Annotated in this window: 21 protein-coding genes; 9 read left to right on the forward strand and 12 right to left on the reverse strand. The window is 71.9% G+C overall.

Annotated elements, in window-relative coordinates; all coding sequences use genetic code 11:
• Nucleotides 1–57: 57 nt before the first annotated feature.
• Complete coding sequence (gene tuf / locus AC5WS8_RS27345; RefSeq protein ID WP_496106138.1) at nt 58–1,227, reverse strand: elongation factor Tu; 1,170 nt, start codon at nt 1,225–1,227, stop codon at nt 58–60.
• Nucleotides 1,228–1,563: 336 nt separating this feature from the next.
• On the opposite strand from tuf, the gene AC5WS8_RS27350 reads away from it, so the two are divergent.
• Entirely contained in the window at nt 1,564–2,346 is a 783-nt protein-coding gene (locus tag AC5WS8_RS27350) for a TVP38/TMEM64 family protein (protein WP_496106139.1), read from the forward strand.
• 69 nt (nt 2,347–2,415) lie between these two features.
• Here AC5WS8_RS27350 and AC5WS8_RS27355 read toward each other — a convergent pair whose 3' ends face one another.
• Complete coding sequence (locus tag AC5WS8_RS27355) at nt 2,416–3,585, reverse strand: thiolase family protein (RefSeq protein WP_496106140.1); 1,170 nt, start codon at nt 3,583–3,585, stop codon at nt 2,416–2,418.
• Nucleotides 3,586–3,700: 115 nt separating this feature from the next.
• Between AC5WS8_RS27355 and AC5WS8_RS27360 the strand changes: the two genes are divergently transcribed.
• Entirely contained in the window at nt 3,701–4,171 is a 471-nt protein-coding gene (locus tag AC5WS8_RS27360; protein WP_496106141.1) for a winged helix-turn-helix transcriptional regulator, read from the forward strand.
• A 37-nt stretch (nt 4,172–4,208) separates the two neighbouring features.
• Here AC5WS8_RS27360 and AC5WS8_RS27365 read toward each other — a convergent pair whose 3' ends face one another.
• Genes AC5WS8_RS27365 through AC5WS8_RS27375 form a run of 3 tightly spaced genes read right to left on the reverse strand, consistent with a single transcriptional unit; the run spans nt 4,209 to nt 7,119 of the window.
• Nucleotides 4,209–4,931 carry a cupin domain-containing protein gene (locus AC5WS8_RS27365; RefSeq protein ID WP_496106142.1) on the reverse strand — a complete coding sequence of 241 codons (723 nt, stop codon included), beginning with the start codon at nt 4,929–4,931 and terminating at the stop codon, nt 4,209–4,211.
• A complete protein-coding gene (locus tag AC5WS8_RS27370; RefSeq protein WP_496106143.1) occupies nt 4,925–5,854 on the reverse strand; it encodes a DUF6807 domain-containing protein in 930 nt (309 codons plus the stop codon). The genes AC5WS8_RS27365 and AC5WS8_RS27370 overlap by 7 nt, the downstream gene beginning before the upstream one ends.
• The gene (locus AC5WS8_RS27375; RefSeq protein ID WP_496106144.1) at nt 5,851–7,119 is read right to left on the reverse strand and encodes a Gfo/Idh/MocA family protein; all 1,269 of its coding nucleotides are present in this window, start codon (nt 7,117–7,119) and stop codon (nt 5,851–5,853) included. The genes AC5WS8_RS27370 and AC5WS8_RS27375 overlap by 4 nt, the downstream gene beginning before the upstream one ends.
• A 544-nt stretch (nt 7,120–7,663) precedes the next feature.
• On the opposite strand from AC5WS8_RS27375, the gene AC5WS8_RS27380 reads away from it, so the two are divergent.
• Nucleotides 7,664–7,843 carry a hypothetical protein gene (locus AC5WS8_RS27380; RefSeq protein WP_496106145.1) on the forward strand — a complete coding sequence of 60 codons (180 nt, stop codon included), beginning with the start codon at nt 7,664–7,666 and terminating at the stop codon, nt 7,841–7,843.
• Nucleotides 7,844–7,877: 34 nt separating this feature from the next.
• Here AC5WS8_RS27380 and AC5WS8_RS27385 read toward each other — a convergent pair whose 3' ends face one another.
• A complete protein-coding gene (locus AC5WS8_RS27385) occupies nt 7,878–8,618 on the reverse strand; it encodes an SDR family oxidoreductase (protein WP_496106146.1) in 741 nt (246 codons plus the stop codon).
• Between the two features lie 282 nt (nt 8,619–8,900).
• Here AC5WS8_RS27385 and AC5WS8_RS27390 point away from each other — a divergent pair, with 282 nt between their 5' ends.
• The 3 genes from AC5WS8_RS27390 (at nt 8,901) to lnt (ending at nt 11,832) form a co-directional block, all read left to right on the forward strand.
• On the forward strand, nt 8,901–9,587 hold the full coding sequence (locus tag AC5WS8_RS27390) for a hypothetical protein (protein WP_496106147.1): 687 nt from the start codon (nt 8,901–8,903) through the stop codon (nt 9,585–9,587).
• 94 nt (nt 9,588–9,681) lie between these two features.
• The gene (locus tag AC5WS8_RS27395; RefSeq protein WP_496106148.1) at nt 9,682–10,158 is read left to right on the forward strand and encodes a nuclear transport factor 2 family protein; all 477 of its coding nucleotides are present in this window, start codon (nt 9,682–9,684) and stop codon (nt 10,156–10,158) included.
• 75 nt (nt 10,159–10,233) lie between these two features.
• On the forward strand, nt 10,234–11,832 hold the full coding sequence (lnt, locus tag AC5WS8_RS27400) for an apolipoprotein N-acyltransferase (protein WP_496106149.1): 1,599 nt from the start codon (nt 10,234–10,236) through the stop codon (nt 11,830–11,832).
• Here lnt and AC5WS8_RS27405 read toward each other — a convergent pair.
• Entirely contained in the window at nt 11,750–12,661 is a 912-nt protein-coding gene (locus tag AC5WS8_RS27405; RefSeq protein WP_496106150.1) for a Gfo/Idh/MocA family protein, read from the reverse strand. The two genes, lnt and AC5WS8_RS27405, sit on opposite strands and share 83 nt — an antisense overlap.
• Nucleotides 12,662–12,670: 9 nt before the next feature.
• Nucleotides 12,671–13,855 (reverse strand): FAD-dependent monooxygenase, encoded by a 1,185-nt coding sequence (locus AC5WS8_RS27410; protein WP_496106151.1) that lies wholly within the window; start codon nt 13,853–13,855, stop codon nt 12,671–12,673.
• Nucleotides 13,856–13,958: 103 nt separating this feature from the next.
• Here AC5WS8_RS27410 and AC5WS8_RS27415 point away from each other — a divergent pair, with 103 nt between their 5' ends.
• From AC5WS8_RS27415 to AC5WS8_RS27425, 3 genes are all read left to right on the forward strand, one after another.
• Nucleotides 13,959–14,549, forward strand: a complete 591-nt coding sequence (locus AC5WS8_RS27415; protein WP_496106152.1) for a TetR/AcrR family transcriptional regulator — start codon at nt 13,959–13,961, stop codon at nt 14,547–14,549.
• 63 nt (nt 14,550–14,612) lie between these two features.
• Nucleotides 14,613–15,125, forward strand: a complete 513-nt coding sequence (locus AC5WS8_RS27420; protein ID WP_496106153.1) for a DinB family protein — start codon at nt 14,613–14,615, stop codon at nt 15,123–15,125.
• A gap of 113 nt (nt 15,126–15,238) precedes the next feature.
• Nucleotides 15,239–15,688, forward strand: a complete 450-nt coding sequence (locus AC5WS8_RS27425) for a hypothetical protein (RefSeq protein WP_496106154.1) — start codon at nt 15,239–15,241, stop codon at nt 15,686–15,688.
• Nucleotides 15,689–15,691: 3 nt separating this feature from the next.
• Here the strand turns inward: AC5WS8_RS27425 and AC5WS8_RS27430 are convergent, their stop codons facing one another.
• The 4 genes from AC5WS8_RS27430 to AC5WS8_RS27445 all read right to left on the reverse strand — a co-directional run bounded on the left by AC5WS8_RS27430 (nt 15,692) and on the right by AC5WS8_RS27445 (nt 19,859).
• The gene (locus AC5WS8_RS27430) at nt 15,692–16,252 is read right to left on the reverse strand and encodes a hypothetical protein (RefSeq protein ID WP_496106155.1); all 561 of its coding nucleotides are present in this window, start codon (nt 16,250–16,252) and stop codon (nt 15,692–15,694) included.
• 286 nt (nt 16,253–16,538) lie between these two features.
• Nucleotides 16,539–17,222, reverse strand: a complete 684-nt coding sequence (gene ung / locus AC5WS8_RS27435) for a uracil-DNA glycosylase (protein WP_496106156.1) — start codon at nt 17,220–17,222, stop codon at nt 16,539–16,541.
• 93 nt (nt 17,223–17,315) lie between these two features.
• A complete protein-coding gene (locus AC5WS8_RS27440) occupies nt 17,316–18,893 on the reverse strand; it encodes an ABC transporter substrate-binding protein (protein WP_496106157.1) in 1,578 nt (525 codons plus the stop codon).
• A 207-nt stretch (nt 18,894–19,100) separates the two neighbouring features.
• Nucleotides 19,101–19,859 carry an SDR family oxidoreductase gene (locus AC5WS8_RS27445; RefSeq protein ID WP_496106158.1) on the reverse strand — a complete coding sequence of 253 codons (759 nt, stop codon included), beginning with the start codon at nt 19,857–19,859 and terminating at the stop codon, nt 19,101–19,103.

The following is a 19,859-nucleotide window of genomic DNA, read 5'->3' on the forward strand; positions in this document are numbered from 1 at the left end:
GCGGGAAGACCGTGGCCTTCCCGCACCCGCCCGGACGGCACCGTCAGAAGACGGGCGTCACCAGACGGACGTCACCGTGCCGGCGCCGATCGTCCGTCCGCCCTCGCGGATCGCGAACCCCAGCCCCGGCTCCAGCGGTACCTCGCGGCCCAGCTCCACCGTCATCGAGACCGTGTCGCCGGGGCGGGCGACGGCCGTCTCCCCGAGGTCGACGTCCCCGACGACATCCGCGGTACGGATGTAGAACTGCGGCCGGTAACCGGTCGTCACCGGTGTCGTACGGCCACCCTCGCGGGCCGACAGCACATACACCCGCGCGGTGAAGCGGCGGCGGGGCTCCACGCTGCCGGGCGCCGCGACCACGTGGCCGCGGCGGACCGCGTCGCGCGGCACCCCGCGCAGCAGCAGCGCGACGTTGTCGCCCGCCTGCGCCTCCTCCATGGGCTTGCCGAAGGTCTCCAGGCCGGTGACCACCGTCTCCACGTCGGCGCCGAGCACCTCGACCCGGTCGCCGACCCGGACCGTGCCGCGCTCGACGGCGCCGGTGACCACCGTGCCGCGGCCGGTGATGGTGAGCACGTTCTCCACCGGCAGGAGGAAGGGCGCGTCCACGTACCGCTCGGGCATGGGCACATACGTGTCCACGGCGTCGAGCAGCGCGTCGACGGCCGCGGTCCAACGCGGGTCCCCCTCCAGGGCCTTCAGTCCGGAGACGCGCACGACCGGTACGGAGTCCCCCGGATAACCCTGCGCGGTGAGCAGGTCGCGGACCTCCAGTTCGACGAGGTCGGTGAGTTCCTCGTCGCCCGCGTCGGCCTTGTTGAGGGCGACCACGATGTGGTCGACTCCCACCTGCCGGGCGAGCAGCACGTGTTCGGCGGTCTGCGGCATGATCCCGTCGAGCGCGGAGACGACGAGGATCGCCCCGTCGAGCTGCGCGGCCCCGGTGACCATGTTCTTGACGTAGTCGGCGTGACCCGGCATGTCCACGTGCGCGTAGTGGCGGGTGTCGGTCTCGTACTCGACGTGGGCGATGTTGATGGTGATGCCGCGCGCCGCCTCCTCCGGGGCCCGGTCGATCCGGTCGAACGGCACGAAGGTGCCGGACCCGCGCTCGGCGAGGACCTTGGTGATGGCGGCGGTCAGGGTGGTCTTGCCGTGGTCGACATGGCCCATCGTGCCGATGTTCAGGTGCGGTTTGGTGCGCACGTATGCCGTCTTGGGCATGGCTGTACCTCGAAGCCTCTTGAAGGAAGGGGGACCCCCGGGAACGCGCCGACCCTCCCCCTGCGGGGTCCGCCGGACGATCCGGGAAGGGTCAGCTTCGGGCGCCGTCGGCTGCGGCCACGAGGATGAGGACGGCAGCCTTCGGGGCATCCGCTGCGGCGGATGCTGCGAGGACGAAGGCGTACCGGAACATGCCGTAAAGCATCGTCCACTCGCCCGTCGGCGTCGAACGGTTTTTCGCCGGGCCGAGTTCGGCGAGATCAGTGCGAGATGCCTCTCGGGCTCATGAAGCGACCCATACGGCGATCACACACACCGGTCGGTTACTGTCGCCGGATGCTCGATGCCACCACCCGCCCTGGGGGCACCGCCACCGCCACGGTCTCTCCCCGGGCCGTCGCCACGGAGCTCACCGCGCCACCGGCCGCCGTCGTCGCACCGCTCGGGTTCACGGCGCGCTGCACAAGAGTTCTGCTGTCGCCCTGGTCGCGCCTGACCCTGCTGGTCCTGCTGCTCGCGGCGGCGGCTTCGTGTGTGCTGGCGTTCGAGCCGCAGCGACTGCTGGCACACGGCTGGCCACCGCGGCTGGGAGGTGCCGCGGCGGCCGTCGTCTTCGCGGTGGCATACGGGTTGTGCACGGTCGCGTTCGTGCCGCGCCCGCTGCTGAACCTCGCGGCGGGCGCTCTGTTCGGCTCGCCGCTCGGTACGGGCGGGGCCCTGACGGGCACCGTGCTCGGGGCCGGGATCGCGTTCGGGCTCGGCCGGGTGCTCGGGCAGGACGCGCTGCGCCCGCTGCTGCGCGGGCGCTGGCTGAAGGCGGCGGACGCACAGCTCAGCCGGCACGGTTTCCGCTCGATGATGGCGGCCCGGCTGTTCCCGGGGGTGCCGTTCTGGGCGGCCAACTACTGCGCGGCCGTCTCCCGGATGCGCTGGGCGCCGTTCCTGCTGGCGACGGCGCTCGGGTCGGTCCCGAACACCGCCGCGTACGTCGTCGCCGGAGCCCGCGCGGCGAAGCCCACCTCGCCCGCCTTCCTCGTCGCGCTCGTCTTCATCGCCGTACCGGCGCTGGCGGGTGCGGTGGTGGCCTGGCGGAAGCGCCATCGCCTCAGGCGCGTCTAGTGCCTTTCTTCCGGATCAGGCGGGCGTGAGGAACGGTCGTTCTCCCCCAGGACATGTCCTAAATCAGTCCTAAATCGCCTCCAGGATCATCGCGTTGGCGAGTCCGCCGGCCTCGCACATCGTCTGCAGGCCGTAACGGGCCCCGCGCGCGCGGAGTGCGTGCACGAGCGTCGTCGTCAGGCGGGTGCCGCTCGCGCCCAGCGGGTGGCCGATGGCGATGGCCCCGCCGTGCACGTTGACCTTGGCGAGGTCGGCGCCCGTCTCCTGCCGCCAGGCCAGCACGACGGAGGAGAAGGCCTCGTTCACCTCGAACAGGTCGATGTCGTCGAGCGTCAGCCCCGACCTGCGCAGCACCTTCTCGGTGGCCGGGACGACCCCGGTGAGCATCAGCAGCGGGTCGGACCCGGTCACCGCGAAGCTGTGCAGACGGGCGAGCGGGCGAAGGCCGAGGCGGGCCGCCGTCTCGCTGGAGGTGATCATCACGGCGGAGGCGCCGTCGTTGACGGGGCTGGCGTTCCCGGCGGTGACGTTCCACTCGATCTGCGGGAAGCGTTCGGCGTACGCGGGGTCGTGGTACGCGGGCTTGAGGCCGGCGAGTATCTCGACCGTGCTGCCGGGCCGTACGCACTCGTCACGCGTGAGGCCCTCCAGCGGGGCCGTCTCCGCGTCGAACAGCCCGGCTTCCCAGGCCGCGGCCGCCTTCCGGTGCGAGGAGACGGCGAAGGCGTCCATCTGGTCACGGCCGATCGACCACTTGGCGGCGATCAGCTCCGCGCTGATGCCCTGCGGGACCAGGCCTTCCGGGTAACGCTCGGCGACACCGGGCCCGAAGGGGTCCTTGCCCGCGGGCACGTTCGACCACATCGGCACACGGCTCATGGACTCCACACCGCAGGCCACGACGATGTCGTACGCGCCCGACATCACGCCCTGCGCGGCGAAGTGCACGGCCTGCTGGGAGGAACCGCACTGGCGGTCCACGGTGGCCGCGGGCACCGTCTCCGGGAAGCCCGCGGACAGGACGGCATAGCGGGTGGTGTTCATGGCCTGCTCGCCGACCTGGTCGACGGTCCCGCCGATCACGTCGTCGATGAGCGCCGGGTCGACGCCCGAGCGCTCGACGAGGGCGCGCAGGGTGTGTGCCAGGAGCTGCACGGGGTGGACGTCGGCGAGGGCGCCGTTCGGCTTGCCTTTCCCGACGGGGGTGCGTACGGCTTCGACGATGACGGCGTCACGCATGGTGCGGGCCTCCTTGTCCGGCGGCTGCCGGTGCTTCGATTACCGGTGAGTAGGAAATCTGGACCCACCATAACGCGCAAGGTTGGAAAATCAAACCCTCACCTAGACTGGGCCCATGGCCCCCTCCAAAGACCCGCGCCCCTGCTCCATCGCCGACACCCTGGCCCTGGTCGGCGAGAAGTACTCCCTGCTCGTCCTGCGTGAGGTGTGCCTCGGCAACGGACGCTTCGACCAGCTCGTGCGCAACATCGGCGCGCCGCGCGACATCCTGGCCGCACGCCTGAAGCGCCTGGTGGAGGCGGGGATCCTGACGAAGCGGCTCTACAGCGAGCGTCCGCAGCGCTACGAGTACCGGGCCACACCGGCGGGCCTGGAACTGGAGCCGGTCCTCATGACCCTCAAGGAATGGGGCGACCGCCATCTGAGGGAAGACGGCGATCGCCCCATGGTGATCGAACACATCTGCGGCAACGAACTCGTCCCGGTGGTCACCTGCTCCGTCTGCGGCGGCGAAGTGCGTCACGAGGACCTGACCGCGCACCCGCAGGTGCCGGGCTGGACGGTCTCCGGCCCGGCCGCCGCGTAGACCCGCTCACCCGGCCCTACGACCCGCGCACCCGGTCCTACGCGGTCCCCTTGTACACGTCGAGCCGCCCGCACATCCCGAACTTCCCGCGGGCGGACGGCTGCTCGGCCCGTACGACCGCGTCGGCGAGGTGCGACACGTCGCCGCGCTCCAGGCGACCGAGCTGGTCACCGGTGGCCGCCACGGCGGTTCGGGCACCGCGCTCCCACCGCTCACGCCATTCGGCCAGCCCCGGCCGTACGAGCGCGGCGGCGGCCCGGTGGAAGGCGGCGAGCGGCTCGGGACCGTCCGCGTCGCGCAGCGCCCGGTAGCCCTCCAGGGCCAGATCGCACCTGGCCCGGGCGATCCGCTCCTGTTCCTCCTCGGGGGCGTCGGCCGGGATCGCGGTCGCGGCGGCGTAGGTCTCCGGGTCGGTCAGGTACTGCGGGGGCAGCGTGAGGACGGCGTCGCCCGCCTCGGGCAGCCCGCTGTTCTGCATGAGGACGGTGATGCGGAGGTCGTCCTCGTTGACCAGCCGGTGGATGGTGCCCGGCGTGAACCACGCGACGGTGCCCGGCTCGAGCCGTGTGACCTCGTACCCGGACGTCGTCAGCGTCTGCACCGCGCCGCGCCCGCCGGTCACGACGTACGCCTCCGAGCAGGTCAGGTGCATGTGGGGGGTACCGCCGCACACGCCGTCGCTCGCGGGCCGGCCGTAGACGGACAGGTGTGAGACGGCGACGGCGCCCGGCAGCCCGGTGAACCCCGCTGCGCTCACCACGGATGCCCCTCGAGGTACTTGGCGACCTCCTCACGCTCCCACACGCCGTCCGCGACGACGACCCGGTAGCGGCGGCGCAGTGTGTCGCCCGGGGTCAGCTCCAGCTCGTCGTAGAAGGCCCAGGAGGGGGCGACGGCGGCGAAGGGGTCGTTGCGCACGAACCAGTGGGCGGGGTGGGCACCCCGCTCGCCGAGGTGGTCGTTCTCGGGGGCGTGCACGAAGACGAGGGTGGCGTGCCCGTCGGTGCCCTCGTGCTCCCCCGAGTACGCGAGCCAGGGGGCCTGCCGTCCCATCAATCCCGGGCCTTCCGCCTCCGGAGCGACGACCCGACCGTCGCGGAAGGCGCGCGGGCCGCGCCAGAACAGGCCCGTGTAGCCGGCCATCTCCCGCCCGGCCGTCGTCGGGCTGCCGAACAGCAGCGGCTCGTCGCGGCGGTTGGTGATCGCGGAGGTCCAGGTCAGCGCCCAGGAGCCGGAGGCGGGGTCGACGTCGTGCACCTCGATGCGGCGCTGCTCCTCGGCCCACAGCTCGCCGGTGTACGGGTGCCAGGTGAGCCGCTCGGCGATGACCGCACGGTCGCCGTCCGCATCGATCTCGTCGAAGCGGACGTGCGCCATGGAACCGACGCGTTCCGGCAGCTCCAGATAGCCCTCACCGTGCACGTAGGTGTTGCCGCCCCACAGGTTCTGCCCCGACAGGTGCGAGGCGGTCAGCTGCAGGCCCTTGTGCCAGCGGTGGTCGTTGGGCCGGTAGTCGGTGACGACGTCGCCGGCGAGCGTCCGGATCGGGTGCAGATACGGCTTGGGCGCCTCCCAGCCCGCCTCGGGGCCGTAGACGTAGGAGAAGAGTTCGACGCCGGTCGTCGGTTCGGTGAGCGTGATGCGGTCGCCGTGCGCGTGCACGATGCGCAGGGTCGCGGTCATGCGGACGCCTCCTCGTTCGGCGTCGCCGAGGACGCCTGAGCCACCACGGGCGCCCAGCCGGGCGCGCCTCCGTGCAGGGCGGTGTAGTAGGGGTCCCCGGGGCCGATCTCCCCCGCCCGGACGGTCGCGTCGGTGAACGCCGACTTGTACAGCGCGGTGATCAGCTCCAGGCTGGTCCGTCCGTCGGCGCCGCTGCTGCGGGGCCGCTCGCCCGCGCGCATGCCGGCGACCAGCTCGCGCAGCTGCGCCAGGTGCGAGCTCGGCACGTCCTCGCCGAAGTCCCGCCAGGCCGCGGCCTCCTCCTCGGGCACGTCGGGGGCCGGGGTGATGCGCCAGTTGTCGTTGCCGTGGCCGTACAGGTGCTTGAGTTCCACGGTGGCGCGCTCGCAGTCGATGCGGACGCGGCTGACCTCGTCCGGGCTGAGCACGCTGTTCACGATGGTCGCGAGGGCGCCGTTCTCGAACCGTACGAGCGCCGTCGACACGTCCTCCGTCTCCACGTCGTGGACCAGACGCCCGGCCATGGCCCGCACCTCGCTCCACGGTCCGAGCAGGTCCAGGAGGAGGTCCATCTGGTGGATGCCGTGACCCATGGCCGGGCCGCCGCCCTCGGTGTGCCAGCGGCCGCGCCAGGGCACGGCGTAGTAGGCCGCGCTGCGGTACCAGGTGGTCTGACAGTGCGCGACCAGCGGGCGGCCCAGGGCCCGCTCGGTGAGCAGCCGCCGCACGTGCCGGGATCCTGAGCCGAAGCGGTGCTGGAAGACGATCGCCGCGTACGGGCCCCCGTCCGCGCCCTCCTCCGCCTCGACGGCGTCGAAGTCGGCCAGCGTCGGCACCGGCGGCTTCTCGCACCACACCCAGGCGCCGGCCCGCAGCGCGGCGACGGTCTGCTCACGGTGCAGGGTGGGCGGTGTGCAGATGCTGACCAGGTCCGGCCGCTGCTCCTGAAGCATGCGGTGCAGGTCGGTGTACGTGTGCGGGATGCCGGCCTCGGTGCAGAAGCGTTCGACCGCGCCGGGGTCGATGTCGACCGCGGCCACGATCTCGGTCTCGCCCTCCTCGGCGAGGCCGGCCAGCGCGGACCGGTGGTAACGCGCGATGCCGCCCGTGCCGACGATCGCGGCCCTGATGCGGCGGCCCGCGTACGGCGGCACCGGGCGGTCGGCGCGGGGCTTGGGGATCACGGCTCGGCGGGGCGGCGGGTCGGGCGTGCTCCGTGGACTCGTGCCATCGTCGGCGGCGGACGCGTTGCGGTCTGTGGGCATGGACGTGATCAGCGCTCCATCGGACGTGACGTCTGACGTTGGCCAACGCGTGTTGACTCCCGAGGACCCGGGGGACAGCAAGCGCTTTCCCTACGCTCGAACGTAAGCGGCGCGCCGGCAGCCGGTCAACACCACGGATGCGTGAGGTTCGAGACCGGAAGGCGGGGGTCGGGCGCGGGCGGCCGGGCCGTGCGCACCAAGCGCAGGCAAAGCCCCGCGTGACGGGACCGTCGTGCCGGGACGCCGCGCTGCCACCCCTCACGTTCGATCACCGGCCGCGCCCGGGCAGGCCGCGTTCCGGTGCGCCTAGCGCCGCCTCCACGATCGGCTCTTGGAATCCGCCACGTCACACCTTGGCTTGAATCCCTCACCCTCGGGCCGGCCCAGAGCTCAACGAGGCGGCGTCCCGAAGAGCCACGGACACGGTGCCGACGCGACCAGAATTCCCCAATTCCCCAGCACACAAAGGACCGTGACCAACCACATACCGCACGCGTAGCCGAGTGGTAGCGCGCTGTCAGTCCCTGCCCCTAGGCTTGTCCGCATGTCCCCCGAATCCATGAGCCCTGGTTCCACGCGCTCTGCCGAGGACCTGAACGAGCGGATCCGCGCGCTGTGGATGCGTGCGGGCGGCTCTCTGTCGGCCGAGGAGCGCGCGGAGTACGAGCTGTTGGTCGTCGAGTGGGCGGCGGCGATACGCGGCAGGGTCATAGAGGCGGCCTGACACGCCCCGCCCCACACGCCGGCGGGCCGTGACGTCACCGCCCGCCGGCCACCCTCAGCACGGCGCCCGTCGTGTACGAGGACTCCGGGGACATCAGCCAGGCGATCGCCGCAGCGATCTCCTCGGCACGGCCGGCCCGGCCCAGCGGGATCGTCACCGCCATCCGCCGGGGCCGGTCCGGGTCGCCCATCGCCGCATGGATCTCGGTGTCGATCAGCCCGGGTGCCACCGCGTTGACGCGGATGCCGTCCGGCCCCAGCTCCTTGGAGAGGCCCACCGTCAGGGCGTCCACCGCGGCCTTGGACGCCGCGTAGTGGACGTACTCACCGGGGCTGCCCAGCGTCGCCGCCCCCGAGGACACGTTGACGATGACGCCGCTCCCGCGTGCCGCCATCTCCCGCGCGGCCCGGCGCGAACACAGCAGCGTTCCCAGCAGGTTGACCTCCACCACCCGGCGCAGCACGGCGGCGTCCGCGTCCGCCAGCCGACCCAACGGCCCTGTCAGCCCGGCATTGTTCACCAGACCCGTCACCGGCCCGAGGACGTCGGCGGCCGTCCCGAAGAGCCGGTCGACGTCGGCCTCGTCGGACGTGTCCCCGCGCATGGTGACACATCGCGCCCCCGCTTCCCGTACGGCCCGCGCGGTCCGCTCCGCGGCCTCGGCGTCGCGCACATACCCGAGCGCCACATCGTGCCTGTCCGTCGCGAGCCGCACGCAGGTGGCGGCACCGATCCCGCGGCTGCCGCCCGTGACCACCGTCACCGGACGTGTCATCTGTCGTCCCCCTGTCTAGCCGTACCGGAGTGGATCACCATACGCGCGCAACCCTGCGCCCGGAGCCTCACCTGCCTGGCGGTCAGTTCTGCGCAGGCGCCCGCCCTTTGACGACGAGACAGACACAGGGCCACCGGGTATGCGCCCGGTGCCGCGTTTACACCCGACCGGCCCCGTCGGATCACACCTTGCACTTGTCCGATATGACAGTTATGTGCGGGCTCTATACGTTCGTCGCAGTTCGGCTGCCCGGCCGGCGTCTCTGCGACAGAAGGAAATGACATGCCCACGCGTACCTTCGCCGTGGCCGCCGCCCTAGTAGGCGCGACCGCCCTCGCCACCTCCGGCCTCACCTATGCATCGGCCGCCGGACCCGACAAGCCCGCCCCGGCCGACAAGCCGGCCGCCGGACCGGCGGTCGCAGTCCACCGGGCGGCCCCGCCTGTCCGGCACCCCGCTCCCGCCGCACCGGCGCCCGCCGGCAAGGGCAAGACGGACGTGAAGCGGGACGAGGGCCGCGACGGCGGCCACAAAAGCGGGGAGGACCGCGGCCGCGGGGAGAACCACGGCGGCGGGGAGAACCACGGCGGCGGGGAGCGTCACGGCCACGAACGCAGGCACGAGGGCAGGATCGAGTTCAACGAGCGGACGTACCCCGCTGTCGAGGACGGCTGCATCGTCGCCGCCAGCGGGCTCGGCTCCAGCAGCTTCAGCATCTTCAACGACAGCGACAAGACCGTCGAGGTCTTCCGCGGGTTCACCTGTGACAACGGGCCCCCGGTCGCCGTCGTCGGCCCCCACGGCGACACCTTCGGGGTGGTGCCCCGCACCGCTCACGAGGGCTACGGCGACCAGGAGGACCACGAGGGCTTCGGCGGCGCTGGGGGCTACGGCGGTTTCAGGGGCCTGTTCCCGGACGACGGTGTCGTGGGCAGCTTCCGGGTGATCGGGCACGACGACGAGTGGTGACGGCACAGCCCGGAACACTTCCCTCGGGGCCCGCCTCCGAACCCGCCCCCGCACACCCCTTGGCCCTGCCTCCCCCGTCCCCGACACTGAGCCGATGACCCAGCGCGTGGAGCTCGCGACCGTGATGGACCGGCTGGCCGTCGACGGACTCGTCACCGAGTACGCGGCGGCCGTGGACGACGGGGACTGGGAGGCGTACCGGGATCTGTTCACGGAGGACGGGCGCGCCGACTACCGCTCGGCCGGCGGGATCGAGGGCGATGCCGGGCAGGTCGCCGGGTGGCTCGAGGAGACCATGCGGCTGTTTCCCCTGCGCCAGCACCTGATCGTCAACCGGCGCATCCGGTTCGGCGTGCTCGAGCGGGACATCGGCGACACGGCCCGGGTGCGGGCCGACTACGTCAATCCGATGGGCTTCGTGAGCGGGGACGAGGACGGCGGGACGCCCGAGCCGGACTTCGTCTGCGGAGGGCGCTACGCGTTCACGTTCCTGCGCACGGACGACGGCTGGCGGCTGCGCGCGGTGGTCGTGCGGGAGAAGTGGCGCCGCGCGCCGCGTCCGTCCGCCTGAGCAGCAACGGGCAGCCCCTCGCCGCAGGCAGAGGCCCCCTGTCGGGGATTCCTGCGGGGCGCGCACACTGGAGACATGTTCTGGGGAGGGAACCGCCGCATCCGAAGGCTCAGCGACTGGCTCGCCTCCCGGTGGTGGCGCGGTGTCGCGGCCGTGGTCGCCGGTGCGCTGCCGATGCTCGCCTTCCCGGCGCCGTCGTGGTGGTGGTTCGCGTACGTCTGCCTGGTCCCGTGGATCCTGCTCGTCCGTACGGCACCGACCGGTAAGCGGGCCGCGTACGACGGCTGGCTCGGCGGCTTCGGCTTCATGACGGCCGTGCACCACTGGCTGATACCGAGCCTGAACGTGTTCACGTTCGTCATCGCGGCGCTGCTCGGAGCGCTGTGGGCGCCGTGGGGTTGGCTGGTGCGGCGGTTCCTGGCCGGACTGCCCTCACCGGGGCGGAGCGGCGCGGCCCTGGTCGTCCTGCCGTCGGGCTGGCTGATGGTGGAGCTGGTCCGTTCCTGGCAGGGGCTCGGCGGACCGTGGGGGCTGCTGGGGTCGAGCCAGTGGCAGGTGGAGCCCGCGCTGCGACTCGCCTCGGTCGGCGGGGTGTGGCTGCTGAGCTTCCTGGTCGTGGCCGTGAACATCGCCCTGGCGCTGCTGGTGTCCGTGCCCGCTTCACGCGTGCCGGCCCTGGCCGGGCTGGTCGCGGCGGCCGCCGTGGCCTCGGCGGCCTGGGTCTGGTCGCCGAGGCCCGATGTCGACGGACGGGTGCGCATCGCGGTCGTGCAGCCCGGGATCGTGGCCGGCACCGAAAGCGGCATCAAACGCTTCGACCTGGAGGAGCGGCTGACCCGCGAACTGGCCGGTCATCAGGTGGATCTGGTCGTCTGGGGTGAGAGCAGCGTCGGCTTCGACCTGGGGCAGCGGCCCGATCTGGCCCGCCGGATCGCGGCGCTGTCCCGGCAGGTGAGGGCCGACGTCCTCGTCAATGTCGACGCCCGCCGCTCCGACCGTCCGGGCATCTACAAGAGTTCGGTGCTCATCGGCCCGGACGGTCCGACCGGCGACCGCTACGACAAGATGCGGCTCGTCCCGTTCGGCGAGTACATACCGGCGCGGTCCGTGCTCGGCTGGGCCACCTCGGTCGGCAAGGCGGCCGGTGAGGACCGCAGGCGCGGCACCGAGCAGGTGCTGATGAACGTGGGGAAGGGGCTGCGCGTCGGCCCGATGGTCTGCTTCGAGTCCGCGTTCCCGGACATGAGCCGCCATCTCGCCGAGGACGGTGCCGACGTGCTGCTCGCGCAGTCGTCGACGTCCACCTTCCAGCACAGCTGGGCGCCGGAGCAGCACGCCTCGCTGGCCGCGCTGCGCGCTGCGGAGACCGGTCGTCCGATGGTGCACGCCACGCTGACCGGGGTTTCCGCCGTCTATGGTCCGAGCGGCGAACGGGTCGGCTCCTGGCTCGGCACCGACCGGAGCACATGGTCGCTGTACGAGGTGCCGACCGCCCACGGCGTCACCCCGTACGTCCGCTTCGGCGACTGGCCGTTGCACGGCGCGCTGCTGGTGATCGCCGGGGTCGGTGCGACCGAGGGGCTTCGGGCGCTCAGGCTTCGACGGCGCGCTCCCGCAGCGCGGTCACGACCCGCTCGCACAGCTCGTGTGTCGCCAGTGCGTCCCTGGCGCTGAGCACCTTGCCTGCGCGGACGGCGTCGAGGAAGCCGAGTGTCGCCTGTTCGATGCCGCGCTGCCGGGCCACCGGCACCCAGTCGCCGCGCCGGCGCACGGTCGGCTGGCCCTTGTGGTCGACGATCTCGGCGAGATTGAGCACCTGCCGCTTGGAGTCCTGCCCGGAGACCTCCAGGATCTCCTCGGCGGAACCGCTCAGCCGGTTCATCACGCCGAGCGCGGTGAATCCGTCGCCGGACAGCTGGAGCACCACGTGGTGCAGCAACCCGCCCTCGACACGCCCCCGCACGGTCACGTCGTCCACCGTGCCGGGCACCAGGAACCGCAGGGTGTCGACGACGTGGACGAAGTCGTCGAGGATCATCCTGCGCGGCTCCTCGGGCAGTCCGACGCGGTTCTTCTGCATCAGGATGAGGTCACGCGGGTGGTCGGCGCACTGGACGTATCCGGGTGCGTGACGCCGGTTGAAGCCGACCGCGAGGCTGACGTTCCGCTCCTCCGCGAGCCGTACCAGCCGCTCGGAGTCGGCGAGTTCGTAGGCGAGCGGCTTGTCGACGTACGTCGGTATGCCCGCCTGGAGGAGCCGGGTGACGATCTCGGGGTGGGTGGTGGTGGGAGCGTGGACGAACGCCGCGTCCAGGTCCTGTGCGAGCAGCAGTTCCAGATCGGCGTGCCTCCGCTCGTGCGGTAGGTGCAGGCTGTCGCCGACGCGGTGGAGGGTGGCGGGGGTGCGTGTCTGGAGGTGCAGTTCGATCCCCGGCTGCAGTGCGAGCACCGGCAGATAGGCCTTCTGCGCGATGTCACCGAGTCCGATGCAGCCGACCTTCACGACGGGCTCCTAGGGATTGCCGACGGGTGCCTGGTCCGAAGCATACGGCGGCTGCGGCGGCCGCCAGTCGGCGATGCCCGCGAGGCCGCGCAGCAGCAGCCCGGGGGCGGCCCGCGACAGCGCGGCGATCGCGACGTTGCGTACGGCGGTCCCCGCGCGGCCGCTCATCATGTTCAGGCGGGCGGTCCGGACGGCCTGGCGGGTGAGGGCGGTCGTCCGCGGAAGCCGGGCGGCAGTGTACGCGGCCAGGTCGTCGCAGTGGTGGGCGAGCACGATCGCGTCCTCGATGGCCTGGTTGCCCCCCTGGCCCAGCGTGGGGGGCATGGCGTGCGCGGCGTCGCCGAGGAGGGCGACCCTGCCGCGGTGATGAGCGGGCAGCGGCTCGGCGAGGTGGTGGACGTCGTGGCGCAGGACGTCCTCGGGGCGGGCGGCGGCGAGCACGGCGGGGATCGGCTCGTGCCAGTCGCCGAACCGCCGCAGGAGTTCGGCCCTCTCGTCGTCGGACGCGGACCGCCCGGCGGGAACGACGGCCGCCGCATAGGCGTAGATCCGGCCGTCCTTGAGGGGGTGCGTGCCCCAGATGCGGCCTCGGCCCCAGGTCTCGTGGGGGGCGAACGCGGGTCCGGGCAGCGGGATCATGAGGCGCCAGGTGGTGAATCCGGAGTAGACGGGTCCCGGGTGGTGCGGGAACAGGGTCCGGCGCACGCAGGAGTGGATGCCGTCGGCGGCCGCGACCAGGTCCGCCTCCAGGTCTCCGTCGGAGGTGGTGACCCGGGCCGGGCGGTCGGTGCCGCCGGGGTCGGCGACGCTCGCCGCGGTGGCCGTGCGGATGGCGTCCGGTGGAAGCAGGGCGGTCAGGCTGTCGATGAGGGTGGCCCGGGGCAGCAGGACGAGCGGGCCGCCGAACCGCTCGGCCGCGGCAGCGGCGCTGGTCCGGGTGAGCCAGCGGCCACCGGGGGTGCGCAACCCGCCGTCGCCCTGCCAGGCGGCGAGGTCGCGGAGCGCGTCGCCGATGCCGACGACGTCCAGGGCGCGCAGGGCGTTCGGGGCGAGCGAGAGGGCCGCGCCGACCGGTTCGAGGCAAGGAGCGCGTTCCAGCACGGTGACCCGTAGCCCGCGCCGGTGCAGGGCCGCGGCTGCCGTGAGGCCGCCGATGCCGCCGCCGATCACGATCGCACGCGACCGCTGTGCCATGACTCCTCCTCATGCTTCATGATGCTCCACTGCGGCACTACACTTGTAGTGTCCAGCGTGTCGACCGTACTACAGAAGTAGTACGTCCGGTAGGTTGACCTTCATGTCCGCACGCGCCACGGGCGCCCCTCGCGCCGAACTCATCGCCGACACCGCGCTCGCGCTGCTCGCCGAGCGCGGGATGCGGGGACTGACCCACCGGGCCGTCGACGAGGCGGCGGAGCTGCCCGAGGGCTCGACCTCGAACCTGGCGCGCACCCGTGTGGCCCTCCTGGAACTCGCGGTGCACCGCCTCGCGGAGCGAGAGGCGCGGGTGGTGGCCCCGGACGAGATGCCCGACCCCGAGGACGAGTTCGGCGCAGTGGTGGACGGCCTGGCCCTGGCGGTCCACCGCTCCCTGACCCGGAACCGTGATCTGACGCTGGCGCGCTACGAGTTGGCCCTGGAGGCCAACCGGCGACCCGAGTTGCGGCGCTACTTCGACGCGGCCGGGGCCCGCTTCCGCGACCAGCTCGCCGCGCTCCTGACGGCCCTGGGCTCGGCCGACCCGGCCCGGCACATGCTCTCGCTGGTGGCCTGGCTGGACGGGCTGGTGTTCTCGTGCGTGGCCGGTACCTTCACCGCGGAGGTTCCCAGCCTGGCGGAGGTGCGCGCCGGGCTGCGGGAACTGCTCGACGGGATGCTCGACGGCTGACCCGGGCCGACCGCAGGGAAATGCGATGGCGACGGGCGCCTCACTTGGCCGAGGATGGGCGCCATGACTGCCGAGCGCCGTGAACCCGCCCAGAACGCCGACGAACGCACCATGCTGGAAGGCTGGCTCGACTACCACCGCCGGACGCTGGCGTGGAAGTGCGAGGGCCTCACCGACGCACAGCTCAGGACCGCCTCGGTCGAGCCGTCCGAGCTCTCCCTCATGGGGCTGGTACGGCACATGACGGAGGTCGAGCGGGGCTGGTTCCGCAAGGTCCTCGTGGGGGACGACCCGGGGCCGGTCTATTACAGCGACGAGGACCGCGACGGCGAGTTCCACCTCACCGAGGCCGACACCCGGCAGGAGGCGTTCACGGCCTGGCAGGCCGAGATCGAGATCGGCCGGCGCAACGCGGCCGGCTTCGGCCTGGACGAGCTCTCGCGGGGCAGGAGCAGGTTCACCGAGGAACGCTTCAGCCTGCGCTGGATCTACACCCACATGATCGAGGAGTACGCCCGCCACAACGGCCACGCCGACCTGATCCGCGAGCGGATCGACGGCGCCACCGGCGACTGACGTCATCCCCGGCGGGCGCGAAGCCCTCCCTACGGGGACTCGGATCACCCGTGCGGGGCATCCTGCGCCCGTACGCTCCCCCGAAGCGGCGCGGACGCAGCAGAGTTGCGCGGGTGCACCGTACGACGACGACCGCAACGCTCCTGGTCTCCGTGGCCGTCTCGGCCCTCACCGGCTGTGTGACCGTCCAGCGACCATCGAATCCCGACCCGCCGCCCGCCTCCTCGCGGCCCTCATCGCCGCGCCCCGACGGCAGCGGGGAGCCACGCGTCGTCCAGGCGCCGGCCCGGGAGGCGCTGGAGCTGGTCGGCCCCTCCCCCCGACCGTCACCGCCCTCGGCCACCCCGCACCGCGCGGATCGTCCGGCCCCGGCCGCGCCGCCCCGCACCGCGGCTCCCCCGTCCCCGAAGCAGGCCCGCCCGGCCCCCCGCGTCGAGGTGCCGCCGGCCGTCTCCGACGCGTTCCCCAAGAACACGGGCGTGTGCGGGCTCGGCCGCACGTACGGGGGATGGAAGCCGGACAGCCCCGAGGCGACCATCTGCCGGGACACCTACGGGCGTTGAACCCTACGGCCGCGGTCGCGGCGGCTCCGGAGGCCGTGGTCGGGGGTCGTCCCTGGGGCCGGGTCCGCCGAGCGGCGGTTGCTCTGTCTCCTCCGCCGCGAGCCGTCGCTCCAGGCGGCCGATCGCCGCTCTGATGCCGTCGCCATAGCCGTCGTCGTCGAGCGCGCCGGCCGCGCCACGGGCCAGGCGCAGATGGGCGCGGGCAGCCTCGCGGCGGCCGAGCTTGACGTAGTCGGCGGCCAGGTTCAGCTGGAGTGAGGGGTACAGCGCGTGTGCCGCGAGAGCGCCCTCGTGGTCGGCGAGGCGCTCCTCGGTGAGCTCCTCGGCGGCGGACAGCGCTCTGAGGTCCCAGGCGAGCTCGTCGGCCGGGTCGTCCTGGGTGTCGGCCATGTAGTGCGCCAGGGTGCAGCGGTGCAGCGGGTCGCCGTCCTCGCCGATCTCCGCCCACAACCCCAGGAAGCGGTCCCGGGCCTCCTCACGGTCGCCGGCGTGGTGGAGCATGACGACCTGTCCGATGCGGGTCATGACGGCGTCCGGCGCCGCCTGTTCCTGTCCCTTCGCCACTGCGCCCTCCACGCTCGTCACCGTCATCACGACGCTAACCGCCGCCACTGGCATTGAGGCTCAGGCAGCTCCGTACGCCACTGGGCCAAGCCGGTGACGCCCGCCGGGGGCCGTCGGAGACCCGGCCGGAAAGGGCCCGGACGCGTCCCAGGCGGAAGCAGCGGTCGCAGCGCACCGGGCGGGACGGTGGCGGCACGATCGGCGCTCCTGTTCCGCACCACCCGCAGACGGAGTCCCCCGGCACTCTCCGCCTGCGCGCCACCACCGACCCCGCCTCTGCGGGGTGTCAGCCCAGGTTCGGGATCGTCCAGTCGATCGGCTCGTGCCCCTGCCGGGCCACCGCCTCGTTGATCTGCGTGAACGGGCGGGAGCCGAGGAACTTCTTCGCCGACAGCGGCGAGGGGTGCGCGCCCCTGACCACCACGTGCCGCGTCTCGTCGATCAGCGGCAGCTTCTTCTGCGCGTAGTTGCCCCACAGCACGAACACCGCCGGGTCCGGGCGTCCGGCCACGGCACGGATGACGGCGTCGGTGAACTTCTCCCAGCCCCTGCCCTTGTGCGAGTTCGCCTCGCCGCCGCGCACCGTCAGCACCGCGTTCAGCAGCAGCACGCCCTGCTCGGCCCACGGCATCAGATAGCCGTTGTCCGGGATCGGCGTGCCCAGCTCCTCGTGCATCTCCTTGTAGATGTTGCGCAGCGAGGGCGGAATCTTCACGCCGGGCCGCACGGAGAAGCACAGGCCGTGGCCCTGGCCCACGCCGTGATACGGGTCCTGGCCGAGGATGAGCACCTTCACCTTCTCGTACGGCGTGGCGTCGAGCGCGGCGAAGACCTCCTCGCGCGGAGGGTGGACGGGACCCTTGGCACGCTCGTCCTCGACGAACTCCATGAGCTCCTTGAAGTAGGGCTGCTGCAGCTCGTCGCCCAGAACGCCCCGCCAGGACTCCGGCAGCATGGCGATGTCGGTCACGTCAACTTCCTCCGATGTGCGGTCACTTCCAGGTACGGAACCTACAGGCGACCACTGACAACCGGCTTCCGGCCCCCTCCCCGGGACGCGCTACTAGCTGGTCTTCCGGGACAGCTCCCACATCATCATGATCGTCGACGGGTCCAGCGCCCGCTCCCCGCCGGAGATGTCCTCGCTCGCCGCCAGGAACTGCTTGCCCTGCCACAGCGGCAGCAGCCGGGCGTCGTTCACCAGGATCTGCTGGGCCTGCTCGAACTCCTTGACCACCTGGGCACGGTCGCTCTCGCGCCGCGACTGCGGCAGCAGCACCTTGGTGATCTCCGGCGACGGGTAGGGCGTGCCCAGCGCGTTCTGCTCGCCGACGAAGGGCGCGATGTAGTTGTCGGGGTCCGGGAAGTCGGGGAACCACCCCCGTCCGAACACCGGGTACTCGCCCTTCTGGTAGCCGTCCACGTACGCCTTCCAGGGGCGTCCTTCCAGGGTGACCCGGAACAGGCCGGAATCCTCGAGCTGCCGCTTGATCGCCTGGAACTCCGGGCCCGTCTCGGACCCGTACCGGTCGGTGGTGTACCACAGGGTCAGCGGGACCCGCCCGGTGATGCCCGCCGCGGAGAGGATCTTGCGGGCCTTGGCGGTGCTGGGGTCCCCGTAGTCGTCGAAGAAGGGCGTGGTGTGCCCGGTCAGACCCGCCGGGACCATGGAGTAGAGGGGTTCGACGGTGTCCTTGTAGACGTTGTGGGCGATCGCGGCCCGGTCCACCACCTGGGCGACGGCCTTGCGGACGGCGAGCTTGCCGGCCCACGGGTCCTTCGGGTTGAACACCAGGTAGCTGATCTCGATGCCGGGGTTCTCGACGAGCTGGATGCCGCCCGTCGACTCGTGGCGCAGGAGGGCCACGATGTCGGAGGAGGCGAGACCGCGGTAGGTGATGTCGATCTTGTGGTTCTTCAGGGCGTCGACCATGCCGGCGGAGTCCTGGAAGTACCGGATGGTGACGGCGTCGTTCTTGCGGTCGACGGCGTAGCCCTTGTAGCGGGCGTTCCGGACGAGCCGGGCCTCCTTGCCCTCCTCGTAGGACTGCAGTGTGTACGGCCCCGACCCGGTGATGCCGCCGTCCTTGCGCACCTGCGTGGCGGGGTAGTCGGCCGGGTCGACGATCGACATGGCCGGGGTGGTGAGGACGAACGGGAAGGTGGCGTCCGGTTCGTTGAGGTGGAAGACGACCTCGCGGTCGCCTCTCACCTCGACCCGGTCGAGGCTGCCGAGCAGGCCCGCAGGACCGCCGGACACGTTGATGCGCTTGATCCGGTCGATCGAGTACTTCACTGCCCGGGCGTCGAGCTTGTCCCCGTTGGAGAACGTCAGGCCCTCGCGCAGGACGCAGCGGTAGGCGAGGTTCGTCCGGTCGGTGAATCCGCAGCTCTGGGCGGCGTCGGGTCCCGGCAGAACCGCGCCGTCGGGGTAGTTCAGCAGGGTCTGGTAGACGTTGCGGAACAGTTCCCAGGAGCTGTCCCAGGACGCCGCGGGATCGAGCGTGCTCGGCGAGCTGGTGGTGCCCACGACGATCGGCCCCTTGTCGCCCGAGGACTCCGAGGAGAGCGCACCGCAGCCGGCCACCAGGGACAGGGACGTGATCGCCGCCAGCCGACGCAGACGGTTCCGGTTGAACACGCGCACACTCCTCGATCTGCCGCACCAGGGGTCGGCGGCAGACCATACCGCAGCACCCCGCCGACCGGACATGGTTGTCGAGGGCTGTGACCAGCGCGTTTCATGACGACGTTGTCATCAGACCGAGTGTCTCGTGTATTTCGACACGGGCGCCCCCTCTGTCAAGGGCCGCCCGTGTCGCGGACTCGTCCGAAAAGGCCCGATCCGTCAGACCGCGGCGTTCAGGTAGTGACCGCCGTCGATGACGAGCGTCTGGCCGGTGATCCAGTCGGACTGGTCCGAGGTCAGGAACGCGCTGGCGCCACCGATGTCGGAGGGCAGGCCGAGCCGGCCCAGCGGGTAGGACGCGGCGGCCTCCTCCTCTCGGCCCTCGTACAGGGCCTGGGCGAACTTGGTCTTCACCACGGCCGGTGCGATCGCGTTGACCCGTACCTTGGGCGCGAACTCGTGCGCGAGCTGCAGCGTCAGGTTGATCATCGCGGCCTTGCTCATGCCGTACGCCCCGATGAACGGCGAGGCGTTCAGGCCGGCCACGGACGCGATGTTGACGATGGCACCGCCGTTGTCCTTCTGCCAGGCGTGCCAGGTCTTCTGGGCGAAGCCGAGCGCCGAGACGACATTGGTCTCGAACACCTTGCGGGCCACGTCCAGGTCGAGGTCGGCGATGGGGCCGAACACGGGGTTGGTCCCGGCGTTGTTGACCAGGAAGTCGACCCGGCCGAAGGCCTCCATCGTCCGCTCCACGGCGATGGCCTGGTGGTCCTCGTCGTGCGCCTTGCCGGCGACGGCGATGACGCGGTCGGCGCCGAGCCTCTCGGCGGCCTCCTTCAGCGCCTCCTCGGTGCGTCCGGTGATGCAGACGCGGTCGCCGCGGGCGACGAACGCCTCGGCGATGCCGTATCCGATACCGCGGCTGGCGCCCGTGACGAGGGCGACCCTGCCGGAGAGTGCGGGCAGCTCAGTCAT

This window comes from Streptomyces sp. PTL18, from assembly GCF_059510295.1.